Origin of the sequence: Mariniflexile litorale, assembly GCF_031128465.2 — a bacterium.
Classification (GTDB): Bacteria; Bacteroidota; Bacteroidia; order Flavobacteriales; family Flavobacteriaceae; genus Mariniflexile; species Mariniflexile litorale.
Map to the genome: position 1 here is coordinate 598,599 of NZ_CP155618.1, position 13,683 is coordinate 612,281.

Here is a 13,683-nt window from a genome sequence, read left to right on the forward strand (position 1 = left end):
AATTAGTTTAGTTTGTTTTATTGGTTTTAGTTGGTGTACTTCTTTAGATACTTGGCATTTACAATATATTTATGGGCTTTTTTCTAAATAAACATTACTAAAATTCGATAAAATCGACTAAAGCAAAGGGGTATAATTCGGTAAAAAAAAGGGTACAAAACAACCATTTACCAAAACAATAGCTGTAATGGATTCTATAATGGCTAAAATTGAAGTAATAAAGACTGATTGAACAAATTCAATCAATAAAACACACTGCTATAATTTTAATCTTTAAGCAGAAAAAAACATGCAGGCATTTGAAGGTATGTTAATCATTATTTTTATACAAGTATTTAATTTATAACAAAATAGGATCAAACAGGATATACACATTAATTTTCTTAATATGTATTAAAGAATACATTCTCTTAAATAACTAATTATTAGAATTTAATATTTTTATTGTTAATGGTGTGTTTATTTTTTTTGAAAACAGAGCTAAATAATTATTCCATGCTTCTTTAGACTTGAATTGTCCACTTTTTTCCCAACCAAAACCAGCATAGTATGTAACTTTATTATTGGTTACTTTTAGATGTGCATATAAATTACTTTCATCTACTTTATTTGTATTATAGTTTTGATAACCCACCATATTACTTTTGGGAGCAACAATACCTTGGCCCAATTCCGAATCTCCAAAGGGTTCCCAATAACTTATCCAACCATTTTCAATAGAAGTATTAATCTCACCATCTTTTTTATGCAAAGTTAATCCCGCTGAAATAGTATCAGCCCCTTTTATTTCGATAGTGAATTTTGAAAGGTTACTTCCATAATCCAATGAAATATATTTCTTCTCTGAAATTAAAGTTCCATTGGCATCCCAATTCTCATATTCTAAAACAAAACTAGTTCTTATTGAGCCGTTTGTTATCGTTTTCCAGCTAGTAAAGTTTCTTGAAAAATAATAAGTTGAATCTTTCTTAACAGCCACCCCACCTACACCACGACTTACTCCTACATGGAAATTATCTAATCCTTCGCCAGTATCTTCATGGTACGAGCCTTTCCCAGAGGTTGTTTTTTCATACCACTTGTTTATTATTGGGTATTCTACGCGTTTTAACCAAGCGTCTATACCACTAGATAATGTGCCTCCACGAATGTTTTCTTCAACCATTTTTTGTGCTGTGGGCCCATATGTTCTAAAAGCGACTCGGTTGTTTTCCCATGCATAATCGTCTGTTCGTTCAGGAACAAAACGTGAATAACAACGTAAATGCTCAGTATCTTTAGTTTGTTTTTTTTTAATTATTATTTCAAAAACACGTTCTGAGTTTGGTTTCATCTCGGGTTGAAATAAAATTTGATCTACTTCTCCATCTTCATCAACATCAATTACCTGTGAAACAATTTCCTGTTTAGTAACTATATCTACTATAGCATAACGATTATTTACTTTTAATTCTTTAAGTTCAAATAGGTTCAAATCTATTTCTACAGTTTCAAATGAACGATTTATGTTTAAACTGTTTTTTACAACGAAGGTATTTTTTGCTGATTCAGGTTCAGGAATACTTAGATATAAAAAAGCACCTATTAGTATACTTAGCAATTTTGAGTGAAACATCATTTTTAAATTTCTTTTATAAGATTTAGCAATTGTTACTGAAACACCAGAATAAAATTAAATAACATGGGTATTATACAAAACAACACCTGTATTACTTTTTTTTGTTAAATTATAATTTAAAATATGCATAATGGTGTTTGATGGAATATAATGACTAAAATACTATTAACTTTTTTGATTCGCTATTAATTTTAAGAATATAGATACCTGTTGATAATGTTTCCGACAAACTTAATCTGGTAATACTAGTATTCTTATCAAACTGTTTGGATGGTACTTGCAACAGTCTTCCATTCATATCATATATATAAATACTATCGCTTTCCAAAGTATTAGTAACAAACAATTGGTTAGAAGTGGTGTTTAAAGGATTTGGATACACCTTTATTTTTGATAGCGAAGCAGTTAGGTTTTCATATTCTAAACCATTGAAATAAGTCGTTCCATATTTAAATGCCTTTTTCCCTATTTTCTCTCCAATGATTCTACCCGGAATATCGTCGATTGGAGGGTGTATGCCTCCCCAAATTCTTGATAAACTGCATTGATCGGAAGCATCTCGATACGTTGCCCATTGCAACTTAACATCCACAGAAGGCCCTGCCTCAAATACTAAAAACGCGTTCTTTTTTGCTAAAAACTCACCCATACCTCCTGGAAAATAAGCATCACCTGTTAATAAGGTCATCACTTCTGCCGCAGCTCTAGAATATGTGGAATGGCCAGAAACATAACCCGCAAATGGTGGCGTTACAAAACTTGGACGCTGATAAGGCCACCATGTTTCTGCTAAAATCCATCCAACACCTGCTTCATCCACTTCGGGATCATCAATAAAATCGTGTCCTTTCCAAGAGTACAATTTTATTTTACCTAGATTTTCATTTTCATTCCCTATTAATGGGTCGCCTTCCTCTATCATTTCTATAAAACCTTCTTTTAAGGGGATGCCTTCTGTATTATAATTGGATTTTGTAGGATCAGAACTCTGCCCTCTTTCGCACATATAACGAATGGCTGAAATAGGTCTTATGTAATCATACCACCCTTTTATGCCCCAAGCCGATATAGCCGAATCATGCATCGCGCCTCCAAGAATAAAATAAGCTTTAACATCCCATTCTAAATCATCTAAAACCAATCCTTGACCATTAAACTTCTTTTGAAGTAATTCATGATCGTTAACATAATTTAATATTGTAAACCAATGCCCTGGTGGTGTTTCTGAGTCTGGACCGTCTGCCCAAAACTCTGCCAACACCCGCGTATAATCCCCTCTAGGCACTAACTGCTCTTCATAACTGCTTTTTGTGTATGGGTTTACAACATAGCCCATACCTATATCTCCTCCTTCAATTTCATTATAAAAATTTTTATAATCGTAATATTTTTGTGGGAATTGGCTAGTTGAAATATTTCCAATTGAGTTCGGGGAAATGTCCCATAGCACACCATCTCTTGGATCTAAATGAGATCCCCATTTTGAGACTAATGAAAAGGTCCATTTATAATCATCGTCTGAAATAATCGGTGGAGCTCCAGGATCGTGGTAAACATGATAATCATTTCCAGATCGATTAAAAGTTGTTTTATCAACATCTTCAAGTGAAAACGGATGCAAATGACCCCATTCGGGTCCCAAAAAAGCAGGCGTATCACCTTCTATAACATTTCCACTTTGATCTATAAATGTATTGAAACTTAAAGGTTGCCACCTATTAGGATTCATAGATAGCATACTTTCTGGATTTGACAAATTCAGAGCCGTATTTACAGGTGAATAATAACTGTTTTTATATAAATTCACTTCGTTAGCCCCATCTTCTAAACCATAATTTATAATTTGATTGGCGATATAATTCCCTAAGGCTATAGCATTTCCAGTGCTATAATCTTCTTCTACATTTGAAGCATCGTAGCCTAACTCACTCATCGTACCATCTATGATGCCTTGTGATAATTCTGGATTTGGAGCATTTTTAAATCTGTGGGACAACAACCGATACATCGCATAACTTATTGTTTTTTTTCTAGCTTCAGTTTTATCTTCATTTGCTGTAAATTCGGTGAAATCACTTGTAAACTCATGAAGCGTATTCCCTATGAGGTAGGGTTGCGCAACGGCATCATAAATAGCCCAAGCATCATACATGGCAATACTTGCATGAAACAAATTACGGGCATGAACAGTGGGTCTAGCATAGTCTTTCCTGATTAAAGACAATAGTGTTTCATTCCATATTCTTGCTAGAGATTCAGTTTTCGGTAATGGTATTGGCGTAGTTTCATCATTTAAACTAACCGCTAGTGCTACTTTTATACTTACGCAAGTACCATTTGATTCTATTAACGATATTTCCCCTTGATCGGCATCGTTCCATTGTACTCTTACTGAACTATCACCTTGTTCAATTATTATACCTCCTTCAACCTCCCAATATAAACTAGACCCCTCTTTTAATGGATAGTTATAAAATTCTACGCTGTTTTTTAAAGCATTGATATTTCCCGATATATCGACTGTTTGCAAATAATTACAGTCTCCTGTACTTATAGTTGCATTGGGGTTATAATTACATGAATTAGGATCTGTACAGCCGTATATTTTTTTACTAGCTCCAGTTTCTATAACCTCATAACCTATGCCTTCTTTTACTAATATTGTGGTATCAGACATCAGATTATTATAAGTTTCTACAATGCCTGAGGGCCAAATAATCTTAAGTTCTAAAACTTGAACATCATTACCTAAACCAAAATGAATGGGTTTTAAACTTTGAGACAAAAAACCTTTACCTGTATAATATCTATGTAAAGAACCTCCCGTTGTTTTTATAGATACTTTGGTTCCAATAGCATCTCTATTGGAGGTTGTACCTTCTAATTTCACTTTAAACCAATGTAGATTATCATTAGATTCTATAAAATCATTTACTTTATTTTCATAAAAAAATGGAGACCTATCACCATTCGTTACAAAAATATCTAAATCGCCATCGTTATCGAAATCAAAAACGGCTTCAGCCACACTCAATGTAAGTGCTCCTAAACCTGTTTTATTAGAACTATCAACAAAACGAACCCTGCCATTATTCGATAAATTCTCAAAATAAACATTGTTTTGTTTAGAGCTACCTCCAAATTCAAAACCATTTAAAATAAACAAATCTTCATCTCTATCTAAATCAAAATCTGAGAAATTCACATCCCAAGACCAATAGGTATTAGACACTCCTAATGTTTCTGCTTGTTCTGTATATTTAACGCCACCATTGTTTGAATAAAGCACATTTGCTGAAATTGATGTTACAAAAAAATCAAAGAGACCATCATTATTATAGTCTCCTATAGCTATTCCCATATCATCCTTAGAATGGCCAAGACCGTAATTAGCAGCTTCCTCAGTAAAACTAACACCATTATTATTTATAAAAAGGTCGTTTGTTTCAGATGCAAAATCATTTGCTATGTATAAATCTAACCAGCCATCATTATTAAAATCAAAAGGAACACTTTGGTATGAATGTTTATTCACAACACTTTGAAATATATCGCTCACATTTACGAAAGTGCCATTTCCATTGTTTTTATACAAACGATTTCCTCCACATTCAGTTTCCCAATCGGATATATAGATATCTAAAAAACCATCATTATTATAATCAAACCAAGTGACTCCATTATTTACACATCCACCATATTGCTGAAAACCAGCATCAGATGTCACATCTTTAAAAGTGCCATCGGCTTCATTATGAAATAGCGAAATTTTACTGGTATTGGTTAAGAATAAATCTGGAAACCCATCATTATCATAGTCACCCCAAAAAGCTCCAAATTTAAAGCCACTTAGAGCACTTGTTGCGTCTGTCAATTCGGTGATGGAAAATAAATTGATTAATCCTGAAGCATTTGTTACATCTGTAAATGTTCCATTATTATTATTTGTGAACAATTTACTGTGTGTGGTTTCTTTAGAATCTTCATCTTGTGCTTTAGCTACCACAAAAATATCTAAATCGCCATCTTGATCGTAATCGGCAACTGAAACTCCATTATTATCTTCTAGGGTATTCAACCCTACAAACGACTCAACACGTTCAAAGGTTTGGGCTTGCAAAATATTAGCTTGTAAAAAGCAAAGCAATACCGTTAAATAAATGCCATGGAGTCTATTCATTTTTATTTAATAGATAACGCATTCAAAAATTTTGTCGGTTTTTAAAATTGAATACTTTTTTCTGTATTTCCTTCAATTTTAATGACAACTGTATTATCACCTAAATTTGTAATTTTTCTAATGGGCAACAACTCTTTCTTTGTCCAGGTTTCTCCCGATTTTTTCCAAAGCATTAAGGTTGCATAAATGCTTGAATTTTCTTTTTTAGAAGTTTTATTATGCATCAGATTTATTACTGAACTCTCGTTACTTTCTGGGTGTAATCCTTCTGTATTTAAAACTTCTATATTGTTCCACCCTAAAAGGGGTACCATCGCTAATTGATAGTTACCATTATCTATAATTGTTACATCATATCCTTTAACTTTCTTAGTAGTGGTTACAATCTCTTTATCTAACTTAGGCAATGCATAATGTCCTAATCGCATAGATATCGGTTGATTGCTGTTATTTTTATCAACTCTCAAAATGCCATTAGCTAAAGGCACATCAGCTAAACTGAATTTAATATTTTCATTGGTTTCTAAAACAACATCTCTGTAATAAATACCATTTTCAAACTTTTTAAAAGTATATAGTCTAAAGGCTTCCCATTCATCTTTTTTGTTTTTAATAACATAATTCATGGCTACTTCTCCATTTTCGCCATCAGCTTGCCATGGGAAAGCACTATTATAAGAAAGTCTGTTATAATTTTCTGTGGAACGAAATTTTTGCCAATCGTCCTTTACTTTTTCATGACACCAAGCGCGCAACTCGGCTGCTCCAATATTTGGATAATCTGTAATTAAAACTTCCGATTCACCTTGAAACTTATTATAAACCTGATTTTTCTGTAACTCTTTTTCCCAAGCACCATTATTCTCTTTTGCGGTCCAAAAAGGGCTATCGTCTGGCACTAACAAACCAAAAAATGCTTTTCCCATCCAATACACACTTCCTCTACAACTATAATTTTGTACTGTAGGCTCAAAAGGTCCATAAAACCCTAGTGTTGGCACCTGATCCTTCATAAAATCGGGGTGTGTAAAAAATTGTTTTATAACACCCGATGAAATTCTGCGCATCCACCCATAATTTACGTGAGCATCGTTTTGAAAACCCATTAATGGAAATGGCACAATAGATCCTGTTCTATAACTAATACTTCGTCCGTACATAATCATTTCGCCATTTTCACTGAACATGTATGGGTAATTATCTTTTAATCCATTAAAATTCTCTTTAAATTTTTCTGCTATTTCAGGATAGTATTTATCTCCAAAATATTGAGACCACACCATCCCATACATCTGAAAAGCCCACATGCTATAGTAATCGTAGGCAGGACTGTCGTTATACCAACCATTTCCTCTATAATGTGTTAATGATTTTTCTAAATATTCGACTAACAATGTCTCATTAACCTCATAACCATGCTCTTTAAAAAAACTTAACACAAAAATGTTAAAAAATTTCCAGTTAGAATCTACCGTTGGGCCATCGCCATAACTTAGCATAACCCTGGCTAATTCATCTTTTTGAGTTTGAGGTAAAGGTTCCCATAATACCTCTGGGTTTACCAGTAAAGACAGAGCCAAGGCTCCAAACTCCACTAAATTCTGACTAGGACCTCCATTCTTAGCTCTAGGGACTATATATGAAGGGCTGTTTGGGTTAATTAATTGACTTATTTGATACCGGTAATAATCTGCAACTTTCATGTTGTTAATAACCAAATTTGGATGCTCCTTTAAAATTGGAGAAGCTACAAACAACGTTCTGCAAAGTCCTTCTAATTTTTCGGTAGGCACTCTTCTTTCATCATGGGGATAACTTTTCCCAGGTTGCTTTGGAAACTTCATGGGATCATCCAATGTATGGATATAACTAAAAGCGCCTTCTAACAAATACATGGCGGCATCTTTCCAATGCTGTTTTGTCATACCTGTTTTTGGACTTAAATCATAATTTGGATTTACGATTTGAAATATCCCTGTAGCTCTCTCTTTATTTTGCGAAAAAACAGAAGCAAAACTTATTATAAAAAAACAGAAGAATAGCTTTAAATTTTTCATACCCATATCATTTTTCATCTTTTTTTGAAAGATTAATCTATTATTGTAATAACAACACCTCCATTGGGTGTTATCTTATCTATCACTGCACTGCTATTAAAATTCAAACTATCAATAGCTAATTCTCTAAATAATTCATCTTTATTATCTGTAATTCTATGATAAAGCATGTACAGTTGTCCTGCTTCTTTAAATACGGTATGATGACCAGGACCTAGTGTGGTTTTGTCTTTTGAAGTGGTTAATATTGGACTTTCAACACCTTCTACCCAAGGCCCATATGGTGTATCTCCAACCGCATATCTTACTTTATATGTTTCTGTTGTACATTTTCCATCAGAATACATTAAATAGTATTTATTATTGTTCTTAACCATTATGGGGGCTTCAAAATAATTTGGAGGTGTTATGTCTTTAATTTCTTCCTCATTAAAGCTAACCATATCATCAGCTAACTTCACTACAAAACAATGCCCATTTACCCAGTTTAATCCAGAGCCCCAATATAAATATGCTTGTCCATCATCGTCTATAAAAGCTTCGGCATCAATCATATGATATTTTGGAAACATATTTCCTTTTATTAATGGTGTATTGTCTGATTTTGCGTTTTTCCATGGTCCCAAAGGATGTTCGCTTACACCTACCCAAACTTCACTTCCTACAGAAACATACATGTAAAACTTACCGTTTTTAGCTTGAATAACTGATGGCGCCCAGACTTTACTTCCATTTGAGGTAGGGCTTGTACAAATCGTTTTTGTTGGCCAGTCAATAACTTTTTGTTCCCAGTTTTTAAAATCGGTAGATTCCATTACTGCTAAATCCTCTCCTCCCCAAGGGTCTTTAGTGGCATATATATAAAACTTTCCTTGGTATTTTACAATAGAAGGATCTGCATAGTCTCCTTTAACCACAGGATTGCTAATCGTTACTTTTGTTTTTTTATGACAATTAAATAAGGTTATTGCTATAAAAAAAACTAATGCAAATTGAATATACTTTTTTTGACGCATGTATTTTTTATGTTTTTTATTTTGAAGTATGAATTCCTGATACCGTTGGTATTACAGGCTTAATACTACCATCTGCATTAAACTCTAATTTATCAATACAAACTTCTCTATTAAATCCAGCGGCATCACCCATGGTAATTCCATTCGGACGATTAAAACGGTGATAAACAATATGCCAAATATCAGTTCCTGGGGTTTGAATAACACAATTATGACCCGTTCCATAAATACCATCTTCTGGTTTTTTTTCTATAACTATGTTATTTTCAGGAATGTTTAAAGGTCCTGTTGGAGCATTTGATGTTGCATATCTCACTCTGTAATTTGGACTTCTTGTATCGTCTTCAGACCACATAAAATAATACGTTCCATTTCTATAAAATACTTCGGTTCCTTCTCTGTAAGTGCTATCTGGTTTTAAAAGAACTAAGGTGTTTTCTTTAATAGATACCATATCGTCATTTAGCTCCACGCATGCCATATAACCATTACCCCAATATAAATAACTTTTTCCAGACACAGGATCTGTGAATATATCTGGATCAATTTCTTGTCCGCCTTTAGCACCTTCTGGTCTTTCTGCTACTAAGGGTTTCCCTGAATCTACAAAAGGTCCTGTTGGATTGTCTGAAACAGCCACCCCTATTTTTTGAGCTGCAGTAAAGTAATAAAAGAACTTATAGGTACCGTTTATTTTCTTTTCAATAGCTGCTGGTGCCCAGGCATGTCTATTAGCCCAACTAACATCCTTTTTTAAATCTAAAATAACGCCTTCGTCTGTCCAATTTACTAAATCGGGTGATGAAAAGGTTTTAAAATAAGTTCCAGACCAACCTGTAAACCCATCACTGGTTGGATAGATATAATATTTGTTTGTTTTATGAGAATAAATAATTTCTGGATCTGCATAAAAACCATTTAAAACTGGATTGTTATCTACTTTTACTGTTACCTGATATGTTTTTTGGGTTCCTCCTGATGTAATAGTATAGTCTACTGCGCCTTTAGAAAAATCTTGAGCACCCGAAGTTAATATATCCACCCACGACACTGTTTTTATTTTTAAATCTAAATTTTTGATATCTGTACCTAATTTTACAGGAATGTAAATAGTATTGTTTTCATCATTAATAACCATATTATTTTTTTTGATGTCTTCTGAATCAAATCCTAATAAAGAACTCTTACCTAAAGCGCCCCATTTTTGAATCAAAGATTGCGTTTCTTCTTCTGTAATGCGCATAATCGTTCCATGTCTTGGATGAAAATTCATAGATACTTCATCATCTATAATAGAAAAATTTTGCAAATCTTTTGTTTTGGTAAATTGATATTTTCCGGATGAATACATATCGTACATTAAAATATATTCATCAGAATCAATTAACTTAAAAATACCCGAACCTTCAACAGCGGCATCAGTTTGATCGTAAAATCCATCTTGTTCAACATACCCTTCTGTTAATTTGTCAGAAATTGCTTTTTTAATTCCACCTCCATGACTTTCGTTTTTGAAAAACAAATGATATTTTCCATCATTATAAACAATATCACCATCAATACAAGCACTATTAGAAGGGCTAAAATACAATTGTTTTGGAGCTGCTTCTAAACCCGTAAAATCTTTATTCGCATATGCATAATAAATAATATCGGGACCTTGCTTTCCTAACATAGACCAATAAATCATATATTTATTAGTGTCTTTATCATAAATAGTTTGAGGCGCCCACACCCGTTTTACATCACCATATTCTTCTGGATATGTTTCTGGAATATTTATAATTGTTGATGACCAATTTATTAAATCTGTAGACTTCATTAAAATCATGGCATAATTACTCCATCCTTGTTGGGAAACATACAAATCTGTTACAACCATGTAAAATGTTTTTCCATCAGCAGCTCTTAAAATATGAGGATCTCTTACACCTCCGGAAGAACTTATTTCTTTTGAGCTAATTATAGGCTGATTATTATTTAACGCTTGAAAATTATAACCATCGCCACTTATAGCATAACGAATAGATTCTTCTCCAGGACCGTTACCTATAAAATAGGTAAATAGGTAATTTGTGTAATTCCCTTCGTTAGCTACATTAGAAACTGTTTTACAATTAAATAAGGTTGTTATTGCTAAACAAACACCTAACAGGCTGTAACTTAATTTTAGTTTTTTCATTTTAAAAATTGTACTTATCAATATTATATAATTCTTTTATTCTTAAAAACAAAAACGTTTGCTTTTAAAGTGTCTAAACAACACTTTTCAAATATAAAGCTATTATTACTAATATTAAATGAACTTATCACTTTTAACTTTAGCTTATGTGTTTTCCTATATTATTTTAACTCTAAAGTAACCTCAGCGGACTTTAACCAAGGACTAGTAAATTCTATATTTATAGACGCTCCTGAATTTCCATTTGCTTCAATATAAGCCAATATCCCCCCATGAAAAACACGTTGTTTATTATCGGTATAATCCGTCATATCCGTATTATTACCAGCTTCAAGCCCCAATAATCTACCAGAACCTTTTATTCTACATGTAATTTCGTTATCGGCTAGTTTTACGGGTATTCCATCTTCATCTACAATTTCTACTCGTACTTGGGCCACCCCTCTATTTTTATCTATAAGCTTGTTTTCTAATTTAACTTTTATAGCTTCAGGACGTTTGGATGATGATATTTTGTATCGGCTAATCGCTTCATTTTTATCATTTAGTCCTACTGCTTCTAAGGTTCCTGATTGATATGGAATATCCCAAGATATAATGCCTGTTTTTTCATCATATGCTTTAGCTTCTCCTACAAGGTTTCCATTGAGTTCAAGTCGTGCTTTTGATGCATTGGTGTAACAAACAACACGAATGTTTTGTGCGTCATCATAATTCCATAATGACCATGCATCTTTTGATAATCCACCTCTATCGCTATGACGTATCGGGTAGGTTCCAAAATAAATCATTGGTTTTTGAGACCAAAGAGACTGCCTAAAATAGCCTCTTGGTTTTATATTACCCGAAAAATCTACCAATCCAGAATAAAACCCTCTAGAAGGCCATCGTCCCGATTCACCTAAATAATCAATTCCAGTCCATAAAAACTGCCCAAAAATATGATCGTTATTTTTTACAGCTAACCACGCTTCCATATCGTGCCTGTTTTCACTTCCATAAATAACCCGGTTTGGGTATTTTTCATGGTCGGTTTGGTATTTACTTTCTGTGTAATTATAACCTGTAATATCTAAAGCACTTGGATATGCTGTTTCATTAGACATGGCTACACCTGCTAATCCTGCCGTTGTTGGACGTGATTTATCATACTTTTTAACTGCTGCAACCAATCGTTTTGCAATAGCACCTAAACGCATGGCATCTGGTGCCTCTTTTTTATAACCGCCATATACTGCTTGAGAAAAACCTGTATCGCCACCTCCATCTAATACGGGATGTGAATACGGATCGTTTGGATAGTCGACCTCATTGCCAATACTCCATGCAAAAACAGACATGTGGTTTCTATCCCGACGTACTAAATCTTCCATATCTTTTTCCGCCCAATCGGCAAAAATATCATAACTCCCTTCAAATCCAGGGGCACCTGAATTCCAGCCTTCTAACCATTTCCGTTTAGGAAATTCCCATTCATCGTAAGCTTCGTTTAAAACCAACAAACCTAATTCGTCACATAAATTATAAAAATCTGGTGCTTGTGGATTATGACTGGTACGTATGGCATTTACTCCAATGTCTTTCAATGTTTGCAATCTGGTTTTCCAAACTTCGCGAGGTACTGCTGAACCTAACACTCCTGCATCATGGTGTAAACAAACACCTTTTAGTTTCATCCAGGTATCATTAAGCGCAAACCCATTATTAGCATCAAAAGTAAATTTACGAAAGCCTGTTTGAGTTCGTGTTTCATCAATAACTTCATTTCCTTTAAAAACAGTCGTTTTAAGTTGATAAAGGTTGGGCGTTTCAATACTCCACAATTTAGGTTTTTTAACTTTAAGGTTGGTTGTAATTTTATTAGATGCTTTTGAAGCTACATCTATTTTACTTGTACTTTTAACTACTAATTTTCCGTTACTACCAAACAACTCATTTACAACCGTTAAAACTTCTTTAGAACTAGAATCATTTTCCAATTCAACTTCTATATTTAATATTCCTAAGTTCTTTTTAACTTCTGGATAGGCATATACGCCCCACTCAGAAATATGGACTGGGTTTGAGTAAATCAACCACACATTTCGATATATACCAGACCCTGAATACCAACGAGAATCAGCACTTTTACTATGATCTACTCTAACTGCAATAATATTAGTTTCGCCATAATTAATATAAGGAGTGGCATCAAATGAAAAGGAGATGTATCCATTAGGACGCTTCCCTAACGATTGCCCATTAATAAATACTTCACTTCTATTATAGATCCCTTCAAAATACAGGTATACTTTTTCTCCTTTTTTATTTGAAGGGACATCTAATGTTTTTCTATACCAAGCAATTCCTCCAGGCAAATACCCTGTGGCACTGGCTAAAGTAGGGCTCAATTGAGCTTCTATACTCCAATCGTGCGGAATGTTTACAGACTTCCATTTTTCATCATTGTATGTACTTGACTTAAAATTTTGGTTATCTTGAAGCATGAACTTCCAATCTTCATTGATTTTTTTTGAATTTCCGAAAGATATCTGCCCTAAAACAGATAAATGAGAAAGGACTAAAATTACAAATAGACTTCTTTTCATTATTAAAAACATATCGATGGTTAATTAGTTATTTTACAGAAT

At 33.4% G+C, this 13,683-nt stretch carries 6 protein-coding genes; all 6 read right to left on the reverse strand.

Annotation, left to right across the window (positions count from 1 at the left end):
* Positions 1 to 418: 418 nt before the first annotated feature.
* The 6 genes from QLS71_RS02315 to QLS71_RS02340 all read right to left on the reverse strand — a co-directional run bounded on the left by QLS71_RS02315 (position 419) and on the right by QLS71_RS02340 (position 13,641).
* Positions 419 to 1,618 carry a DUF4861 family protein gene (locus QLS71_RS02315; RefSeq protein ID WP_308991144.1) on the reverse strand — a complete coding sequence of 400 codons (1,200 nt, stop codon included), beginning with the start codon at positions 1,616 to 1,618 and terminating at the stop codon, positions 419 to 421.
* Positions 1,619 to 1,772: 154 nt separating this feature from the next.
* On the reverse strand, positions 1,773 to 5,798 hold the full coding sequence (locus tag QLS71_RS02320; RefSeq protein ID WP_308991143.1) for an FG-GAP-like repeat-containing protein: 4,026 nt from the start codon (positions 5,796 to 5,798) through the stop codon (positions 1,773 to 1,775).
* 41 nt (positions 5,799 to 5,839) lie between these two features.
* Entirely contained in the window at positions 5,840 to 7,855 is a 2,016-nt protein-coding gene (locus QLS71_RS02325) for a DUF2264 domain-containing protein (RefSeq protein WP_308991142.1), read from the reverse strand.
* Positions 7,856 to 7,887: 32 nt separating this feature from the next.
* On the reverse strand, positions 7,888 to 8,871 hold the full coding sequence (locus tag QLS71_RS02330; protein ID WP_308991141.1) for a family 43 glycosylhydrolase: 984 nt from the start codon (positions 8,869 to 8,871) through the stop codon (positions 7,888 to 7,890).
* 16 nt (positions 8,872 to 8,887) lie between these two features.
* A complete protein-coding gene (locus tag QLS71_RS02335) occupies positions 8,888 to 11,053 on the reverse strand; it encodes a family 43 glycosylhydrolase (protein ID WP_308991140.1) in 2,166 nt (721 codons plus the stop codon).
* Between the two features lie 161 nt (positions 11,054 to 11,214).
* Complete coding sequence (locus QLS71_RS02340) at positions 11,215 to 13,641, reverse strand: sugar-binding domain-containing protein (RefSeq protein ID WP_308991139.1); 2,427 nt, start codon at positions 13,639 to 13,641, stop codon at positions 11,215 to 11,217.
* Positions 13,642 to 13,683: the final 42 nt, after the last annotated feature.

Bases quoted from the DNA above. Each gene is read 5' to 3' on its own strand.
- QLS71_RS02315 (WP_308991144.1), bottom strand. From the start codon at position 1,618: ATGATGTTTCACTCAAAATTGCTAAGTATACTAATAGGTGCTTTTTTA.
- QLS71_RS02320 (WP_308991143.1), bottom strand. From the start codon at position 5,798: ATGAATAGACTCCATGGCATTTATTTAACGGTATTGCTTTGCTTTTTA.
- QLS71_RS02325 (WP_308991142.1), bottom strand. From the start codon at position 7,855: ATGAAAAATTTAAAGCTATTCTTCTGTTTTTTTATAATAAGTTTTGCT.
- QLS71_RS02330 (WP_308991141.1), bottom strand. From the start codon at position 8,871: ATGCGTCAAAAAAAGTATATTCAATTTGCATTAGTTTTTTTTATAGCA.
- QLS71_RS02335 (WP_308991140.1), bottom strand. From the start codon at position 11,053: ATGAAAAAACTAAAATTAAGTTACAGCCTGTTAGGTGTTTGTTTAGCA.
- QLS71_RS02340 (WP_308991139.1), bottom strand. From the start codon at position 13,641: ATGAAAAGAAGTCTATTTGTAATTTTAGTCCTTTCTCATTTATCTGTT.